Raw genomic sequence first — 18603 nt, 5'->3', positions numbered from 1 at the left:
CCTGAAATGCTGTTCGTGGTGGTGCGAAACGCCATTTGACGCCAGGACCGTCGATAAGTAAAAGCGCGAAGTAGAATGAACTGATAGACATCTTTTATTAATCGATGTGGGTTTCATGAACTTCTCGGTTCGTCAACTGCAAGCGTTTGTCGCTACGGCCCGGACGCGGAGCTTTACGCGAGCGGCAGAACAGTTGCACATAAGCCAGCCGGGGCTCAGTGCAATGCTCCGGGAGTTGGAGGCCCAACTGAATTGCCGCCTTTTCGAGCGAACGACAAGAAATGTGTCGCCGACGGCCCAGGGCGAAGAGTTCTTGCCGACCGCCATACGCGTATTGAAGGAACTTGATGAAGCTGTGCTGTCATTGGGACGCATCACTTCGACCCAAAAGCGTCGATTGGCCGTAGGCGCCACGCCCGTGATTGCATCTTCAATCCTCCCTGAGACATTCGCGCTGTTCGCAAAGCTGCATCCCACGGTGCAGGTGGAAGTCCAAGACTTGGACAGGGCTGCGATCTACGAGCGAGTGCAATCCGGCGAGCTTGACGCAGGTTTCGGCGCCTTTCTCACAAATTCGAGTACTGTCAGACGCAGACGCCTGCTGGACTCCTCGCTCATCCTCATCTCTAGCGAAGAAAAACCTTCGAGGACAAAGCGGTGGAAGGACCTCTCAGGACTGACGTTGCTCGGACTCCCTCCGGACAATCCGATTCAGCAACTGGTTGAAAGCCAGGTGCGCGCAAGCGATGCGTCTGCAGTGTTTGGGACGAGCTTCAACCAACTCCACACTCTCTTGGCAATGGTTGAAGCCGGGGCGGGTTCAGCCATCCTTCCAGACTTCGTGAGGGCAGCCGCGGCACGCTACGAAGTAGCGATTCAGCCGCTAAGGGCACCGGCGGTTTCGGTCACGTTTTACGAGATCACCAGGGCCGGAAGACCAAGTAATGATCTCTTGATCGATTTTGGCAAGTCTCTCGTGCAATCGATCGTCGTGCACAACCACGCGGCTTGATAGGAACGGAGCGATCGCCCCGTCCGTCACAATGGCTGCTTTGAAAGAATCCTCGTCCCGGCGCGTCTCCTATCCGCCAGGGCGTGCGTGCGTAATCAGCGCCGCATGAAGTTCTCGGATTCGTCGCTCCTCGTAGTAGCCGCCGTACTCGGTGTACCGCAAGAACGGCTTATGGCAGTTGCGGCAGGCCCACAGCTCGGCTCGGTTGTAAGGGTGGTAGTGCGATGCAATCGGCGCTTGGGGCGACCACAGCGACGTACCCGCGGTATGCAATTCTTCAAGCGTCGGGTCTTCATTGTTCGGATCGCGCAGGGACCCCAGTCGCTCTAGATCCTTGTCTGAAGCCGTTGTGGGGAAGGCCTCCCATCCCAGAGATGCAAAGGGCGAACAGCTCTGGCACCCTGGCAACTCGCCATAGAGGGCGGCTTCCCGATCGATCTCCTCTTCGGTCAGCTGTGCGGACATTCTGACCTCGCGCAACACAAATTCCCCCTACCATCCCTTCCATCAGGGCTCTTCATTCCTTTCGCCTGCCGGCGGATCAACATCATGCTGCCGGGCGGTAGTAGGGAGCGGTGCTGCCCAAGGTCTCTCGCGAGCGTGCCAATTCCGCGCGTGCCACGCTGCGCAGATGAACTTCATCCGGACCGTCCAAAAAGCGCATAGCGCGGCCCCAGGACCAGAGGAAAGACAGAGGCGTGTCCGGCGTCAGTCCCATGGCTCCAAACACTTGCATCGCACGGTCGAGGACCCTGGTCTGCAACTGCGCGGCAACCAGCTTGATCGCGGATACGTCAATGTGCGCTGCCTTGTTGCCGAAGGTGTCCATTTTCCAGGCCGCCTGAAGAACCAGCAGACGGGCCTGATCAATCTCCACCCGCGAGTGCGCGATCCAGTCCTGCACGTTGGCGAACTCCGATAAGTGCTTGCCAAAGGCACGACGCGAGAGCGCTCGCTCGCACATCAGCTCGATGGCCAACTCGCACTGCCCGATCGAGCGCATGCAATGATGCACGCGCCCGGGCCCCAACCGTGCTTGCGCGAGCGCGAAGCCTTCGTTCTCGCTCCCGAGCAGGTTTTTCAGCACGCGTACATCGGTGAATAGAAGTTCGCAGTGCCCCTCAGGCGCGTGGTGGTGCATGATGGGTACGTTGCGCACGACCTGTAGACCTGGCGTGTCCAAAGGAACGATAACCATCGAATGCCGCTGGTGCCGCGGCGCCTCTGTCATTTCGTTCGTGATGCCCATCACAATCGCAATTCGGCAGTTGGGATGCATCGCACCGGTGGCGAACCACTTCCGACCATTTATCACGTAGAAGTCTCCATCGCGCCGGATCGTGGTTTGAATGTTGGTCGCGTCCGAGGAGGCGACATCCGGCTCCGTCATGGCAAAGCAGGAGCGGATTCGCCCATCCCGCAAGGGTTGGAGCCAGGCGGTTCGCTGCTCGGGCGTAGCAAACAGGTGGAGCAACTCCATGTTTCCGGTGTCCGGTGCACTGCAGTTGAAAACTTCCGAAGCCCAGGGGATGCGACCAATGATCTCCGCGAGCGGCGCGTACTGTAGGTTGGTCAGGCGCGTTCCGGGCTCATCGTCCTTCAAAGCCGGGAGGAACAGGTTCCAAAGGCCTGCCTTTCGCGCCTTTTGCTTCAGCGGTTCGATCACCTCCAACGGGTAGGAATCGGTGGCAGCGAGGCGCTCGAAATCGTACAGACGCGGCAGTACCTCGATGTCCACGAAGCGGCGCATCGTGCGCTGCATTTGCTGCGTCTCGTCGGGAAACTGGAAATCCATGGCATTGTCCTGATAAAGCGCAGGCACGAGGCGAAGCCCTCGCGCTTGCGCACGCTTTTTGAATGCGCCGGCCCAATTCGTCGACAAAGTGCGGCACGCTTTGTTTGTCCGAACGTCGTGATGCTGAGCACAGCAGCCCCGCCCTCTTCGAATGCAGGCGCTGACCCTGCCTGACCCGCACCTTCGCGCCAGGCCTCCAACTGACCCAGCCAAAGCCGGGTCAAACTTCGAGTCGCCGAACGCGCCGACGGCGGTACCGTTCGATGCAGGGCCTCTAACTTACCCTGTGTCGCACAGGCTCAACCAATCGCCAACACGACATTGCCCATCGCTCCTCCCATTTCCACCGCCGAATGCGCGTCTGCGATCTGGTCAAGTGAGAACTGCTGACCGATGCTGTGCTTCAAGAGATCACGCCTCAGCCAGTCGGTTAACAGCGAGATTGCGCGCTGACGGTCCGCACTGCTCAGGCGGTAGACCATGAAAAAGCGCGCCAGGACGTTCTTCGAGATCAACGGGAAGAACGGCAGCGAAAACTCGCGCGAGCCACTGCCGTACACGACCCATAAACCCTCGTGGCGGATGATCTCAAGATCGAGTGCTGCATTGGCGGCGATGTCGACCTCGATGACACGATCCACGCCCTCGCCGGAGGTGGCGTCGAGCACGGCCTGCGCTACGTTCGCTTTGCGATAGTTGATCACCTCGGTCGCACCCGCGTTGCGCGCCACCGCCTCCTTACTCTCGTTGCTAACGGTCGAGAGGACTTGCGCGGCCCCAAGCAGTCGTGCGAACTGTATTGCGTAGTGGCCCACGGCCCCTGCCCCTCCAGCAACGAGCACGCGTTGACCGGATACCCCGCCATCGCTGAGCACCGCGTGGAGCGCTGTCAACGCCGGTATGCCCAGGCATGCACCAACTTCACCCGGAACGTTTTCCGGCAACGGAACTGCCTGCCGCTCGGGTAGTGCGATGTACTGCGCAGCGGTTCCGCTGGCGCGCTCCCACGCAGCGTTCCAGGTCCATACGCGCTCCCCGATACGCTTCGGGTCAACACCCTCCCCAACCGCGTCGATCAGCCCCATGCCGTCGCTGTGCGGCACTATTCGCGGGAACGGCGGTGTCGGTCCACGAGAACCTGCACGGGCCTTAACGTCCGAAGGGTTGACGCCCGACCATTGCATTCGCACACGCACCTCGCCCGGTTCAGGTTGAGGATCAGGCAGCTCGCCGATTAAGAGCACCTCATCGGCACGACCCGTTCGCTCGTAGTAAGCAGCTCGCATTTGCTTATCCAGGTTTGCCGGCCTTAGGCGCGGCAGCAGCGGCCCCTTTTTGGAACGCTGGAATAGACGCCTGGGGTACCGCCCACTCATGCATATTCTCGGCCCAGACGGCTCTGGCAGGCGGCCCAAATGTCGGATCGGCAAACGCACCGACAGCCACACCATAGGAATCGGCTCGCGCTTCGAGATCCCAGAATACCGACGTGCCGCATTTGGGGCAGAAGTGGAAGGTCACGCTGCGTCCGCTGTCGCCGGTGCGAGTGAATTCGCTCGCAACCCCCGACGAAGTCGTTTCACTTTTTGGGAACACGGCGTTGACAGCGAACACGCTGCCGGTTCGTCGTTGACAGTGTTGACAATGACACAGCGCGACGAATGTTGGGTCTCCGCGGCATAGGATGCTGAGCTGTCCGCACGCACAGTTTGCAGTTCTGTTGATCATCTTCTTCCAATCTTGCTGATGTTAAAGAGCTGGATTTACTTAGGCATCTCAAGCGTTTCAATAGCGCGCCGGGCGAATCCCTCACTAAGTTCCCCCACTCGGCCCGCGTTTTCGGACGTTGCAGTTCCCGACTTCGCACGCGTAGCGATTCCTTCGAAGATCACGGTCAACCGAAACAGCGCGAACGCGAAGTGGAACGGCTCGACGCGACCGAATTCGCTACCGTAGCGATCGATGTAGTCCTGTTCGTGCGGAATACCGAGCGCATCAAGATCGAGGCCACGCATGCCCATGTACTCGTCTGGCCTTAGCCGCCATGCCAAGGCGCTGTAGGCCAGATCGGCCAGGGGATGGCCCAGCGTTGACAACTCCCAATCGAGAACCGCCACGACGCGAGGCTCCGTTGGATGGAACATGAGATTGCCGATGCGGAAGTCACCGTGCGCGATGGCCGTAGAGTCTCCGGATGGAACATGTCGAGGTAGCCACTCGATCAACCGCTCGACGTCTGGCAGGTCGCGAGTCTTCGAACTCTTCCACTGCCGGGTCCAGCGATCGATCTGCCGTTCGAAGTAGTTAAGGGGCCGCCCGAAGTCACTTAGCCCGGCCTTTCGCCAGTCGACCCTGTGCAGCGCCGAAAGGGTATCAGCCATGGCAAAGTACATGCTTCGCCGTTCCTCCGGGGCGATGCCAGGCAAGGCGCAGTCGTCGAACACCCTCCCCTCAACGCGTTCCATCACATAGAAGGCTGTGCCGATCACATCCTCGTCCGCGTGGTACAGGACCATCGGTGGGACGGGTACGCCTGTCGCAGCCAGCGCGCTCATGACACGGTGCTCACGGTCAATCGCATGGGCAGATGGCAGCACTGGCCCGGCTGGCCGCTTTCGCAGCACCAATCGGCGGTTGTCGTAACTGACGAAGAACGTCGGATTCGACTGGCCGCCCGAAATGCGCTGCAGAACCATTGGACCCGCCAGGTCCGGAAGCTCCTGCTGCAAGAAGGCATCGAGGCAGTTGGGATCGAAGCCCAAATCAAGGGATGTGGTCATGAAAGTCCAATCGGAACACAGCGGTCGTGCCAGAGCGCGCCACGAGTAGGATTTCGCGCTCTAACCCAAACTCAACTTCGCCTGACCCAGATCCGCAAAGCTGACTCGCACTGGCGTGAGGGCAGGACATGCGATGCCGCCCGACCAGGAGCCAGTGAACACCGCCGAGCCGGCCGGCACAGTCCGGCCATCCCGAGTCGCATGCCGGAGCCAGATGGGCAAGAGCCAAGCTGGATCCTCCAGGCCATAGGTGCCCTTGAAGACAACCGAGGATTTGCCAACCTCGACCTTGCAGGTTTGCTTCGCCCAGTCGCGACGTTGGTAGGGCCGCCACTCGTCGAGCACCAAGACCCCGTGTGATCCCGTATCGGCCAGTTGGAGAAGAGGGGGTGCATCCCACTGCTCTGACCACCTTGAATCCGAGACTTCAATCGCGACCGCCATCGAACTGACCAGCGATTCCACATCTGACTCGGTGATGCGTGCAGCGATTTCTGAGGTGACGCTCTGGCCGAGGCGAAGCGCGACCCCCGCCTGCACGTAAGGACGGCGAAACGTCAGGTCGGACAGACTGGTGCCGCTTGGGCGCACAGTATGCAGAGGAAGACGTGCGTGACTAAGGGGATCGAAGCGAGTCGGTCCGCTAGACATCCAGATCTGCACCTCGCCGGGCTTGAACCATCCGAGTTCCACAGCCACGCGATCCTGAACCTGGTATGCATCTTCGTCGCATTGCAGCGCTTGCTCCCAAAGGCCTGCTGATCGGCAAATCCCATCCCGCGTCGTGTTGGCGATGAATGTTGCGAGGGGTTGAATGGTCGTCAAAATGGTCTCCAATGCGAGTCCTAAGGGTGAACCAGCAATAGTTGGGGTTGATGGGCGTTAAGGGCACAGGGCATCCGCCCTGCTTAAATGAAGCGGGCCTCGAGAAACTCGCGAGTTCTACGGTAAAGATCGACACGATTGAGTTCCAGTGGCATGGAGTGCGTCCCACGCCCCAAGATCTCAAGCCGCTTGTAGGGGGCCCTGTCCAATTTCGAGAACAGCTTCTGCGCCATGTTCAACGGGGTATCGACGTCCCATTCCCCGAGGAGCAACTGGGTCGGAACTGCAATGCGTTCAGGTACATAGGTGGGGCGCGCTGCAGACCACAGTTCGAACAGATCTGCCATCACGCCATTCGGTGCCTCCACGGAGCCACGCCCTGAGCCGCGGCCCTCCTGAATCGCGAGCAGCGCCTTCCACCAAACCTCAAACTCGGCCTGAGGCATCAACTCCTCGGCCACATCCGGCTCAAGTCCGCGCACCCACCGCTGCCGGGTCTCGGCCTTCGAAACGCTCCGATAGGGACCAAAGTAGTCCGGGTGTCCATTCGCAGGCCATGGCAGCGACGACATCATGAGGCGAGACATCTCAACGCCCGGCCAGGTGTGAATCGTCCATAGAGGCGCCACCATGACGAGATGGCGCACGAAGTTGCTGTGTTCCGAGGTAAAGCCTCCGCCAACCGCCGTCCCCCATGACCACCCAATGAGGTTGACCTTGGCGACATTTGCACGCCGCCGGACAAAGTCGACTACGGCGCCCAGATCCTCCAAGGCTTCCGGCGTACGAGCATAGGGTCGGCGCACAGCGTCCCCTGTTGCCTCCAACGAAGGTCGCGAAGAACGGCCGTAGCCGCGAACATCAAACAGATACGAGTCGAATCCGTGCAGCGCCAGATAGTCCATCCACGATCCGCCACCAAACATCGCATGGTCGAACGCAACTGATCCCGGGTAGGTGGCCCCGTGAACGAACACAACGACCTTATCTTGCGCAGGCGTTTCGAGGCTCCGCAGCCTTTTGTTGCGAACGTGAATTTCCACACCCGCCTTCGCCCCGGCAACGCGGTGGTCTGTAGCCTCCACATCCGGAAACTGGCCGCTGTCGGAGGCGCGTGAGTCGCTAAGCATCGGGCGTCAGGCCTGGGGGACCTGCTCGAGCACATACGAGCCGGGCGCTTCTTCCAGAGGCTGCCAGGTCTTGCTTCCCAGTTGCTTTGGAGCCGGCACCTTTCTGCCGCCGGCGCGCGCGGCCCATTGGCACCAAGCGGGCCACCAACTGCCTGGATGCTTCTTGGCGCCATCCTTCCAAGCTTCGGGATCTATAGTCCGAGGGCCCTTTTGCCAGTAGCTCTTGCGAGAGGTGGCCGGGTGATTGATGGCCGTACCGGACACGTGGCCACCTTCTGTGAGGATGAATTCCGTGGGCCCGGAAAACATCTCCAGGGCCAGAAGGGTCGCCTGCCACGGCACGATATGGTCCTCCGTGGCCGACACGAAGCAAGTGGGCGCCTCGATACTGCCCACATCGACCTTTCTTCCCCGCAAGGTCAGCGCGCCGGGCTCACGCAGCAGGTTTTTCATGTACATGTTTTCCATGTAGTACTGGTAGAGCTCCCCCGGCACGTTGGCCGTGTCACTGTTCCAATACAGCACATCGAACGGCGGGACGCTCTCACCCAACAGGTAGTTGTTGACGTAGAAGTTCCAGATCGAGTCCTTGGCGTGCAACATCGCCATTGCCTTTGCCAGGTCTTGTCCAGGCATGACGCCTTTCATGCGGACGCGCGGTTCAAAGGCGCTGATCTGTGGGCCGTCGACAAACACGCCGACATCGCCATGATCGGAGTAGTCCACCAGCGTGGTCAGAAACGTGGCCGATGCAACGCGCTTCCGTTCATCGGGATCCATCACCGCCAGCGCAGACACCGAAAGTGCACCGCCGATACACCACGCCAGCAGGTTGGCCTTTGGCGACGCGCTGATCTCGCAAGTCACCTCGAGGGCCTTGTGCACGCCATCGAAAACATAGTCGTCCCAGCCATGACTGTCGGTGCCCGGTCGCGGATTGCGCCACGACATCATGAACACGTTGTGGCCCTGCTCCAGGAGATACTTTACGAATGACTTCTTCTCGTTCAAGTCGAACGCGTAGAACTTGTTCACGCATGGCGGCACCATCAACAGCGGCACAGCGGCAACGTTGGTTGTCAACGGCTTGTACTGGATCAGCTGAAAAATCTCGTTCTGGTAGATCACCGAGCCCGCCGACGTCGCCAGGTTGACGCCGACAGTGAATGCCTCCATATCGGTAGACGCAGGTAGCGCGTTTCTCTGAAGATCGTTGAGCATGCGTGCTGCGCCGGTGAGTACGCTTTGGCCATTCGTCTCCGCGGCCTTCTGCAGGGCCTGCGGATTGGTCAGGAGAAAGTTCGATGGCGACAATGCATCGACTGCGTACTGCACGTAGAAGTCCCAGACGTTTTTTTGATGAGGCGGCAGGCCTGCACCCAGTTGTACGATTTGCTGCGACGCATTGCCAGCCATCTCGTACCAACTGAGCAAGGAACGGCCATAGGGCGTCTTGGACCACGAAGGATCTTTGAACCGAGGGTCATCGGCCAGTCGACCGGCCCCCGGCTCGGATGTTGGTTGGAGAGGCCATCCGCGGGTCCAGTTGTCGAAAAGCCGCTGCAAGCTGTCTGAATTCATGGGGGTCTCCAAGATGTGCCTAGACGAGGTCCGCCAGGGGGTGAGGCGGCTGCATAAATGACTGGATATGTGCCTGGCTTACTTCGGCGAGCGATGCCGGATGCCAGCGCGGTTCACGATCCTTGTCGATGATCAGCGCCCTGATTCCTTCAGCGAAGTCGCCAAATCGAGCGCAGGCCACCGACACGTGGTACTCAAGTCGCAGCACATCGGCCATGGACAGATGCAGAACCCTTCGCCACAGCGCAAAGGACAATGCCGCCGAGGTCGGTGACCCCTTTACGAAGGTCGTTGCCGCCTGGGAAAGCCAGCGATCGTCGTGCTGCGTGAGAGCCTCAAGGCGATGCGCGATGTCTGCCAGGCTGTCGTGCCCGATGGTCTCGTCGATGAGGTCGTAGTGCTTGCGAATCTGCGACTCCTTGAGCTCGGCTTTCGAAGCGTGCTGACCGAGGAAATGACTCAACTGCGCAGAGTTGGCCTCCGGGTCATCTAGCCAATGAGAGCCGGCAATGCTCGCCAGCAGCGTCGACTTCTGGTCATGACCTACCACGAAATCCACCAGTCCAACAAACCTGGCGTCGAGCGCATTCATCGAAGCACCCGTCAAGGCGAGAAACAGGCCACTCTTTCCCGGAGCGCGGCGCAAGAACCAACTGCCGCCAACATCGGGGTACAGCCCCAGGGAGATCTCAGGCATCGCGAGGCGGGTCTGCGGCGTGGCGACCCGGTGCGAAGCCCCTGCCAACAGACCAATCCCGCCTCCCATGACGATCCCGTGGCCCCAGCACAGCACAGGCTTGGGATAGGTATGAATCTGATAGTCGAGGCGATACTCGTGTTCGAAGAACTGGGCGGCGTCGAGCGGGATCTCTCCCTTTTTGGTGTTGTTCATCGACGCGTACAACCGCTGCAGATCACCGCCTGCGCAAAATGCCTTGTCACCTACAGCGTCTAGGACTATCCCCACGATGCGCGGATCGCGAGCCCAACGGTCGAGCGCGGGCCCGAGCAGGTTGATCATGTCGAGCGTCAAGGCATTGAGGGTGGCGGTCGAGTTGAGCGTGGCCCGACCGAACCGCCGTCCGCAGGCCGTGTCAACCTCCGCGAGCAGGACGCAAGCTTGCGTCTCGGCAAGTCCCGAGGAAACATGGTCCTCACCACCGGGCAGCTTGCTCATCGGATGCTTTCCGGGGCGTCGTCTTCGAGCATCCGACGGGCGATGATGACGCGCATGATCTCGTTGGTGCCCTCGAGGATCTGATGTACTCGAGCGTCGCGCAGGAAACGCTCAAGTGGGTACTCGCGGATGTAGCCGTAGCCGCCGTGAATCTGAAGCGCTTCGTTGCAAACGTTGAAGCAGAGGTCGGTGGCCAAACGCTTCGCCATGGCGCAGTACACATTCACGTCCGGCGCGCCCGCATCCAGCTTGCTGGCGGCGAGCCTCACCATCTGACGTGACGCCACCAGCTCGACGGCCATGTCCGCGAGCTTGAACTGGAGAGCTTGAAAATGCGCGAGCGGCTTTCCGAACTGCTGACGCTCATGCATGTAGCGCTGCGCTGCGTTCAGGGCCCCCTGCGCCGCACCGACAGAGCAGGTGGCAATGTTTATGCGCCCGCCGTCTAGGCCCTTCATGGCAATCTTGAAGCCGTCACCTTCCTTACCGAGGATATGGGACGCAGGCACTCGGGCGTTCTCGAACGTAATGCCGCGAGTGGGCTGGCTGTTCCATCCCATCTTCTGTTCCTTCCGGCCATAGATTACGCCGGGCGTATCGGCGGGCACTACGAAGGCCGAAATGCCCGCTGAACCCGGGTCGCCCGTACGCGCCATAACCACAAGCACAGCCGTGCTACCTGCGCCGGAGATGAATGCTTTCGACCCATTGAGCTCGTACATGCCATCCACACGCCTGGCGGTGGTCCTCAGGGAAGCTGCATCCGATCCTGCGCTAGGCTCCGTAAGGCAATACGACGCGAGCTTCGCGCCACTTGTCAAAAGCGGACCCCAGTGGCTAGCGACCTCCTCACTTGCGTTGCTAGTGAGCATCCAGGTCGCCATGTTGTGAATGGTGATGAAGGCAGCGGTCGACGGGCAGGCCGCTGCAAGCTCTTCAAATACGATGGACGCATCGAGGCGTGATAGCGAGAGGCCTCCCCAGCGCTCATCCGTGTAGAGCCCGCAGAATCCCAGTTCGCCGGCCCTGCGGATGGCTTCGACGGGGAAAGTGGCGTTTTCGTCCCACTCCGCGGCGTGGGGCGCCAACTCATTGGCCGCGAAATCGCGCGCCGTCTCCTGAAACGCGCGCTGATCTTCTGACAGTTCAAAGTTCATGGCCTGGATTCCTCTTGCGGAGCGAGATGGTGACGCCGCGGTCAGACGCGCTCGAAGATTGCGGCAATGCCCTGGCCGCCGCCAATGCACATCGTCACCAGGGCGTAGCGCCCACCGGTTCGATGCAGCTCCGCGATCGCCTTCGTCGTGATGATCGCGCCCGTCGCGCCGACGGGATGACCCAAGGAAATTCCGGACCCGTTGGGGTTCACCTTGGCAGGATCAAGATTGAGTTCTTGGATGACGGCGCAGGCTTGCGCGGCAAACGCTTCGTTCGACTCGATGACGTCGAGGTCGCTGACCTTCAGGCCCGTCCGCTCCAGCACCTTGCGCGTGGCCGGTACCGGGCCGATGCCCATGTAGGCGGGCTCGACGCCCGCATGTGCGTAACCGACAAGGCGCGCCAGCGGCTTTAGTCCTAGCGCCTGTAGACGTGAACCAGCGACGAGAACTACCGCGGACGCGCCATCGTTGATCCCTGACGCGTTGCCCGCGGTGACAAGGCCGTCCTTCTTGAACGCAGGCTTCATCTTCGAGAGCGTTTCAGCGGTCGTCTCGCCCCGCACGTGCTCGTCGGTCTCGAACCGCACGACGCCCTTCCGCGTCTTCACCTCGACCGGAACGATCTGGTCCTTGAAATGGCCAGCTGTGATCGCCGCGGCTGCACGCTGCTGGCTCACTACCGCCAAAGCGTCCTGCTGCTCGCGCGTGATCGAATAGCGGGCAGCAACGTTTTCCGCAGTGATGCCCATGTGCATCTTCTCCCATGGATCGTGCAGGATGCCGAGCATGTAGTCGACCAGGACTGCATCGCCCATGCGGGCACCGTAGCGGGCAGCCGTATCAAAGTACGGCCCGCGACTCATTGATTCGGATCCCCCGCCGATGGCGACATCGCAGTCGCCCAGCGAGATCGCCTGGGACGCTGAGATGATGGCCTGCAGGCCGGAGCCACAAAGGCGATTGACATTGAACGCGGGCGTCTCGATCGGGCAGCCCGCATCGATCGCCGCGACGCGACTGAGGTACGCGTCCTTCACATCGGTCGGAATGACGTTCCCCAGAACGACATGGCCCACTGCATCCGGTGCGACCCCGCTACGTCCGATCGCTGCCTTCACAGCCGTCGTTGCCAATTGGGTGTTGGGCACGTCCTTGAGCGATCCGCCGAAGGTGCCGATGGCAGTGCGGGCGGTGCCGACCACAAAGATTTCGCGCTGTGAAGTCATGATTTAGCCTTCCGAATGTTGCGTGTGCTTGTCAGCTGTTGGTGAATGCAGGCGGCCGCTTGGAGATGAAGGCTTCCATGCCCTCCTTTTGGTCGGCGGTCGCAAACAGCGCGTGGAACAAGCGGCGCTCGAACATCACACCGTCCGAGAGTCCGCTCTCAAAAGCCCGGTTGACCGATTCCTTGGCCGCCATCACCGCGACCTGCGAGAAGTTCGCGATGGCCAGCGCTGCACCCAGCGCCTCCTCGGCCAGCTTCTCGTAGGGCACGATGCGGCTCACCAGGCCGGCGCGCTCGGCCTCCGTCGCGTCCATCATGCGGGCGGTCAGGGCCATGTCCATGGCCTTCGACTTGCCCACCGCGCGCGGCAGTCGCTGCGTGCCCCCCGCACCCGGGATGACACCGATCTTGATCTCGGGCTGTCCGAACTTGGCGTTGTCGGCGGCAATGATGAAGTCGCACATCATTGCGAGCTCGCAGCCGCCGCCGAGCGCGAAGCCGCTCACGGCTGCGATCACGGGCTTGCGGATCTGCCGAATGATTTCCCAGTTGCGCGTGATGTAGTCGCCCTTGTAGACGTCGAGAAAGCTGTACTTGGCCATCGCCGCGATGTCGGCGCCGGCCGCAAAGGCGCGCTCGGAGCCGGTCAGGATGACGCAGCCGATGGCCGGATCGGCGTCGAAGGCCTTGAGTGCCTGGCCTAATTCGGTCATGAGCGCGTCGTTGAGCGCGTTCAGTGCCTTGGGCCGGTTCAGCGTGACGATGCCCACCTTGTCGGCCTCGACGCGCACTTCGATGTTCTCGTAGGTCATAAGCTCTCTCTAGGAATAGGTGTAGAAGCCGCTACCGGTTTTGCGACCGAAGCGTCCGGCCGCGACCATTTCCTTCAACAGTGGCGCCGGCCGATACTTCGGATCGTTGAAACCCTCATAGAAAACGGTCATCACCGACAGCAGCGTGTCGAGACCGATCAGGTCGGCCAGTGCCAAAGGGCCGATCGGGTGATTGCAGCCTAGCTTCATGCCAAGGTCGATGTCCTTGGCGGTCGACAAGCCCTCCTGCAACACGAAGATCGCCTCATTGATCATTGGGACCAGGATTCGATTCACCGCAAAGCCTGGGCTGTTCTTTGCTGTGATCGGTGTCTTGCCGATCGCCTTCGCAAATCCCAACGCCAACGCATGCGTCTCATTCGAGGTCTGCAGGCCGCGAATGAGCTCTAGCAGCTCCATCAGCGGCACAGGGTTGAAGAAGTGCGTGCCGATAAATCGTTCGGGATGAGGCACGACAGCGGCGAGCTGTGTGATGGAGATGGACGAGGTGTTCGACGCAATGATCGCATTGGCAGGAACCGTCTCGCCAATCTGCTGAAGAATTCTGAGCTTGAGATCAAGGTTCTCCGTAGCGGCCTCAACGACCAGGTCTGCGGTCGCGAGAGCGTCGTAGCTGGTGGTTCCGCTTACCCGCGCCGCAGCTGCTTGCATGTCCGTCGCACTGAGCTTGCCTTTCTTGACGAGACGCTCAAGACTTGCCGTCAACGCGGCAGTTCCTCGATCAACGGCCGCTTGGGAGACGTCGATCATCGACACATGAAGGCCGGCCATGGCGCAAACCTGCGCAATGCCATTGCCCATCGTGCCTGCCCCGATGATGCCAATTCGATTGATGTTCATGAGAATGCTCTTTCGAGGTTGGTCATCGCCAAGTCACGTTTCATGCGTGCGCAACCACTCGGTGTACTCGGCCACGGCACGCTCGGGCGTGTACCGTGGTTCGTAGCCCAGTTCGTCGCGCAGCCGCGAGATGTCCATGTAGAAATTGCCCATGTTCACTTCGGGCCCGGATGCTTCGGATGAGTCTTGCGCCGCGCTTCGCAGTTGAACCTTGAATCCTGGGATGGCGTTCTCAGCCGCGCGTGCAATCTCTCCGTATGTCACTGCCCTACCGCTGCCGAGGTTGTAGATGTGGTGCTTCAGCGAAGGTGCCCGTATGACAAGTCCCATCCCGTAGGCAATGTCCTTGACGTAGGTCTGGTCGTATCCGTCCGTCTCCACTGGCACTCCGCTCCCCTTGGAGAAATCAGGAGCGGTACCAGACAGCCCTGCCTTGATCAGCCGGCTCGGCAGGTTCAGGAAGGTTCGATAAATGGGTCCATACATCCCGCTGCAACGCACCGTCACGACGTTCAGCCCCTCTTGCCGGCGATACAGGTTCGCGATGACCTCAAGCGTCTTCTTTGCCCACGACTGCACGATGAAGTTGTCGTCGGTCTCCTGCAGCGGTGAGGCCATGTCCTCTTTCAAGGGCATGGACTCAGGGCCCAGCCCCCAATAGGCATCGGACGAACTCGTCAGCACGATGCGCTTGACACCGTTCAGCTTGGCAGCCTCCAGGAGGTTCAGCTCCGCCGTCACTCGAGCGCGAACTTCCGCGGCAGGCGCGAGTTGCTTGGGTGCATAGCCGGACGTGTCTACGATCGTGTCCGGCTTGTACTTGTCCATCACGCCCATCACAGCGTACGGGTCGGTCAAGTCGACGTATTCGACGAACGCCTGCTTGCGCTCGATGGCATCCTGTAGCAGCACGGGCGTCTGGCGCCGTACGCCCGTAACGACGACGGTTTCACCGTGGTCGATCAGTTCCTTTGCGGTGTGCTGTCCGAGCATGCCGGTTCCGCCAAATATGATGATCACTGTTGCTTCTCCATTGAGGTTGCTTAAGACGTGCGGCGATCCGTTCACCACCAGGGGTAGAACGGCGGCATGTCGGTGGACGGTCGTCCGGCGAACTGCGGGGGCCGGCGTTGGAGGAACGCAGCCACTCCTTCTTTGCTGTCACCCTGGCTGGCATAAAGACCCCTAGCGACTCGAGCTTGTGGGCGAGCAATGGATCGGGCTGGCCAGCGTTGCGGTACACCATCTGGCGGATCATTGCCGCCGAGACGGCGGACTTCCCATCGATGAGGCTGCGCGCGAGTGCCTCCGCTTCAGCGTGGAGCTCCCCGGGCGGAACCACCCTACGGATCAGGCCCCCACGCCGGCCTTCCTCGGCATCGAATACATCCGCCCGATACAGCCATTCGAGGGTCTGCGAAATGCCCACCAACTTCGGCAAAAGCCAGGTCGAGCATGCCTCTGGCACGATGCCCACCCGGCTGAAGACAAAGCCGACTCGCGCCGCTTCCGAGGCGATGCGAATGTCCATCGCCAAGGTCATCGTTGCGCCGATGCCGACGGCCGGTCCATTGATCGCCGCGATGACGGGCTTCTTGCATGCCAATATGGCCATCGCGACGCGGCCGCCCGTGTCGCGGACACCATTAACTATCACGGGATCGTCGTAGCGCTCGTCCAGATCCGACATCGAGGGCTTGAGACTCTCGTCCAGGCCGAAGACATTCCCTTCGCGAGAAAGGTCCATGCCGGCACAGAAGGCTCTGCCGGCGCCGGTGACAATGACGGCACGGATGCTGTCGTCATCGCTGATTTCGGTGAACGCCTCGATCAGCTCGTTCGCCATCGTCACCGTGAACGCAGTGAGCTGTTCCGGGCGGTTCAGTGTCAGCCACAGCACGCCGTCGTTCAATTCCAGCATCAAGGTCTCATAGGTTCTCATTTGTGTCTCTCTCCTGCGATCAGATCAAGCGATGCGTATGGGCGAGGGCAAGAAGGTCGGGGCACGCAGTGGCGCCCCTACGGGTCGGACGTTTGGCACCACCGGCCGGACGTCGCCGCCGCTGGTTTCTGAGATGTGTCGTTGCGAAGAAATTGAGGCCGGCTGGAGGTGCGTCACCGCCAGGTCATGAACGCCAGTCCAATGCCGGAGCCAAGCGGCGTCCGATGGACCGGGATGTACTCCGTGTAATCGGACTTGAGCCCACTCACCATCCCTGAGACCATGATCCAGTTTCGAATTTCGGAGGACCCAGAGAGCATGGCCTCCTGCGGGATGGCAGTCAGAGTGGCGGCATCGTCGGACTGCAGCGCGGTGACGATGCGTCGGTCAAACGCCTCCTCGCAGAGGAAATGGCTGAGGCCCCCCGATGCCACCACAGCCACGCGTGCCGGATTCTTGGAAGAGGCAAGCGCCGCGGCAATCTTCGTTCCCACCTCGTAGCACCGTGCAGCCGTCGGTGTGTTCGGGGGGAAGTAGGTGTTGAGCATCACCGGCAGCATGGGCACGCTGAGGTCCTTCATCAGCCGCTCGATGACGAATCCGAAGGCGTGGCCAAAGCCACGCACGCTGGGGTCGAGAATGCGGTCCGAGGACGCCACGTCAACGCCTTGACGAATGAGTCCATGCACGAGGTCGAGTGCCAACTCTGGCGCGCCGGGATAGCGGTGCGGTAAATCCATCCGATAGCCCGACCAGAACTTCGTATCGGCCCAGGGCGGCATGCCCTGGAGATGCTCGGAAGGCTTCATCACGAGCTCATCGCCGCGATAAATCGCCATGGCCGGGAAGTTCTCTGGACCAAAGAGCTCCCCCTGGTCGTCACCCACGACCAGCACGACATCGGGCTCTGCGGCGCGCAGCTGAGCTGCCAGCGTATCGAGCGCAGCTTCCGCCTTGGCTGCCATTGCAGGGAAGCCTGCGGGGTCGGACTCCTTGAGGTAGGGCTCGCCTCGCTCGGCGACCAGGTCATCGTACGAAACAAGTCGGCCATCCAAGGTATTCAGCGACTTGCTGCGCCGATCGTCCGCGGAACGGAACTCCCATTGCGCCCCACCAAGCACAAGCAACGGACTGTGGGACGTACCGATGCCAAGAACTATGCGAGCCATCTGTGTCTCCGGGTCACATGCCGATGCCTTGGCGGGCGCCTTCGCCCGTCAGGTACTTGTTGGGATCACCCTTGACCGCCGGCGCCCCGCCCTTTGCCTTCAGACGCGGGAACAAGCGACGTGCGTTGTTTTCATAAATGTTGGCGCGGTCTTCCGGCGTCAGCGCGTCGATGTCTTCGACCAAGGCCTTGATGTCGTCGAAACTGCGGCCGGTCTCTGGGTTCATGGCGGTGCCGGAACCTGGATTTTCCGTGCCGAAGACCACGCGGTCGCTGCCGACCAGTTTGATCAGCATCGCCAACGAGTCCTTGGAGTGGATCACCGTGTCGTAGTAGATGCGCCGGAGGCTCTCGTCGAAGGATTCGCTCAGCGGATGGTTCTTGGCCATCACGGGGTGCAGCCGCTCAGCGCGCCAGCGACCGACTTGGTAGGGCACCGAGCCGCCGCCATGCGAAATGATGATCTTCAGCTTCGGGAAGTCCAGGAACACCCGGGAATTGACTAGCGACAGGATCGCCAGGCTCTCCTCGTCGATGAAGTGAGTCGCATAGGTGCCGCGACCATGCTGGTTGCCCGTCGAATGCACGTGCGCCGGTACGTCGAGTTCGCACAACTTCTCATAGAGCGGATACCAATATTCGTCTCCCATCGGCGGGGTCTTGTTGTCGCCTTCCCCCGGATCCGGATCCAGCAAACAGCCGACGAAGCCGAGTTCCTTGATGCAGCGCTCGAGTTCGGGCAGAGACGTCTGGATCGGCTCGCCGGCCGGTTGTGGCAGGCCGCAGATGCCAGCGAAGCGATCGGGCAGAACACGGCAGAGCTGTGCGATGTAGCCGTTGACTCCCTCGTTCCAACGATGCGCCACGCGACCAGGCTTCTCGGCGTGGAACATCGTGAAAGGCCGAGGCGACAGCAATTGCACGTCAGTCCCTGCCAGGTCGATGGCTTCGAGATTGCGCTTGGTCTCCGGAAGCGACAACAGTTCGTCGTCGGACATGGGAGGTGGTGGCGTGCCGTAAGTGGCTCGGCTCGCAAGCAGCAGCGTGTACCAGGCGTAGAGCTTGGGGGAGGCGCAAAGATGGCCGTGGACGTCGATGATCATGTGAAACTCCAATTGAACGGTTGGAAAAGAGG

The 18603-nt window shown here is 60.9% G+C and carries 18 protein-coding genes; 1 reads left to right on the top strand and 17 read right to left on the bottom strand.

Translation table 11 applies throughout. From position 1 onward, the window contains the following. Positions 1-115 precede the first annotated feature (115 nt). The gene (locus QTI04_RS16255; RefSeq protein WP_286616541.1) at positions 116-1012 is read left to right on the top strand and encodes a LysR family transcriptional regulator; all 897 of its coding nucleotides are present in this window, start codon (positions 116-118) and stop codon (positions 1010-1012) included. 69 nt (positions 1013-1081) lie between these two features. Here QTI04_RS16255 and QTI04_RS16250 read toward each other — a convergent pair whose 3' ends face one another. The 17 genes from QTI04_RS16250 to QTI04_RS16175 all read right to left on the bottom strand — a co-directional run bounded on the left by QTI04_RS16250 (position 1082) and on the right by QTI04_RS16175 (position 18571). Next, positions 1082-1477, bottom strand: a complete 396-nt coding sequence (locus QTI04_RS16250) for a hypothetical protein (RefSeq protein WP_286616540.1) — start codon at positions 1475-1477, stop codon at positions 1082-1084. 82 nt (positions 1478-1559) lie between these two features. Beyond that, positions 1560-2807 carry an acyl-CoA dehydrogenase family protein gene (locus QTI04_RS16245; RefSeq protein ID WP_286616539.1) on the bottom strand — a complete coding sequence of 416 codons (1248 nt, stop codon included), beginning with the start codon at positions 2805-2807 and terminating at the stop codon, positions 1560-1562. A gap of 299 nt (positions 2808-3106) precedes the next feature. Next, a complete protein-coding gene (locus QTI04_RS16240; protein WP_286616538.1) occupies positions 3107-4093 on the bottom strand; it encodes an NADPH:quinone reductase in 987 nt (328 codons plus the stop codon). A gap of 4 nt (positions 4094-4097) precedes the next feature. After that, positions 4098-4535, bottom strand: coding sequence for a GFA family protein (locus QTI04_RS34315; RefSeq protein WP_369292800.1), 438 nt, complete (start codon positions 4533-4535; stop codon positions 4098-4100). A gap of 35 nt (positions 4536-4570) precedes the next feature. Next, the gene (locus QTI04_RS16235) at positions 4571-5587 is read right to left on the bottom strand and encodes a phosphotransferase family protein (RefSeq protein ID WP_286616537.1); all 1017 of its coding nucleotides are present in this window, start codon (positions 5585-5587) and stop codon (positions 4571-4573) included. 60 nt (positions 5588-5647) lie between these two features. Further along, positions 5648-6412: a 2-keto-4-pentenoate hydratase gene (locus QTI04_RS16230; RefSeq protein WP_286616536.1), complete on the bottom strand. Its 765-nt coding sequence runs from the start codon at positions 6410-6412 to the stop codon at positions 5648-5650. Positions 6413-6495: 83 nt separating this feature from the next. Further along, positions 6496-7455 (bottom strand): alpha/beta fold hydrolase, encoded by a 960-nt coding sequence (locus QTI04_RS16225; RefSeq protein ID WP_286616535.1) that lies wholly within the window; start codon positions 7453-7455, stop codon positions 6496-6498. 93 nt (positions 7456-7548) lie between these two features. Then, entirely contained in the window at positions 7549-9123 is a 1575-nt protein-coding gene (locus QTI04_RS16220; RefSeq protein ID WP_286616534.1) for an alpha/beta hydrolase, read from the bottom strand. Positions 9124-9142: 19 nt separating this feature from the next. Further along, positions 9143-10300: an enoyl-CoA hydratase/isomerase family protein gene (locus tag QTI04_RS16215; RefSeq protein WP_286616532.1), complete on the bottom strand. Its 1158-nt coding sequence runs from the start codon at positions 10298-10300 to the stop codon at positions 9143-9145. Further along, a complete protein-coding gene (locus QTI04_RS16210) occupies positions 10297-11457 on the bottom strand; it encodes an acyl-CoA dehydrogenase family protein (protein WP_286616531.1) in 1161 nt (386 codons plus the stop codon). The genes QTI04_RS16215 and QTI04_RS16210 overlap by 4 nt, the downstream gene beginning before the upstream one ends. A 41-nt stretch (positions 11458-11498) precedes the next feature. Then, on the bottom strand, positions 11499-12686 hold the full coding sequence (locus tag QTI04_RS16205) for an acetyl-CoA C-acyltransferase family protein (protein WP_286616530.1): 1188 nt from the start codon (positions 12684-12686) through the stop codon (positions 11499-11501). Between the two features lie 31 nt (positions 12687-12717). After that, positions 12718-13497: an enoyl-CoA hydratase gene (locus tag QTI04_RS16200; protein WP_286616529.1), complete on the bottom strand. Its 780-nt coding sequence runs from the start codon at positions 13495-13497 to the stop codon at positions 12718-12720. 9 nt (positions 13498-13506) lie between these two features. Further along, positions 13507-14358 (bottom strand): 3-hydroxybutyryl-CoA dehydrogenase, encoded by an 852-nt coding sequence (locus QTI04_RS16195; RefSeq protein WP_286616528.1) that lies wholly within the window; start codon positions 14356-14358, stop codon positions 13507-13509. 33 nt (positions 14359-14391) lie between these two features. Then, positions 14392-15378 (bottom strand): NAD(P)-dependent oxidoreductase, encoded by a 987-nt coding sequence (locus tag QTI04_RS16190; RefSeq protein ID WP_286616527.1) that lies wholly within the window; start codon positions 15376-15378, stop codon positions 14392-14394. Then, a complete protein-coding gene (locus QTI04_RS16185) occupies positions 15308-16300 on the bottom strand; it encodes an enoyl-CoA hydratase-related protein (protein WP_286616526.1) in 993 nt (330 codons plus the stop codon). The genes QTI04_RS16190 and QTI04_RS16185 overlap by 71 nt, the downstream gene beginning before the upstream one ends. Before the next feature lie 173 nt (positions 16301-16473). Then, entirely contained in the window at positions 16474-17265 is a 792-nt protein-coding gene (locus tag QTI04_RS16180) for a hypothetical protein (RefSeq protein ID WP_286616525.1), read from the bottom strand. A gap of 217 nt (positions 17266-17482) precedes the next feature. Next, positions 17483-18571: an amidohydrolase family protein gene (locus QTI04_RS16175; protein WP_286616524.1), complete on the bottom strand. Its 1089-nt coding sequence runs from the start codon at positions 18569-18571 to the stop codon at positions 17483-17485. Positions 18572-18603: the final 32 nt, after the last annotated feature.

Origin of the sequence: Variovorax sp. J22R115, assembly GCF_030317005.1 — a bacterium.
In the GTDB taxonomy this organism is placed as follows: Bacteria; Pseudomonadota; Gammaproteobacteria; order Burkholderiales; family Burkholderiaceae_C; genus Variovorax.
Note: the sequence above shows the minus strand (reverse complement) of the source record. Positions and strands in the feature narration are given on the sequence as shown.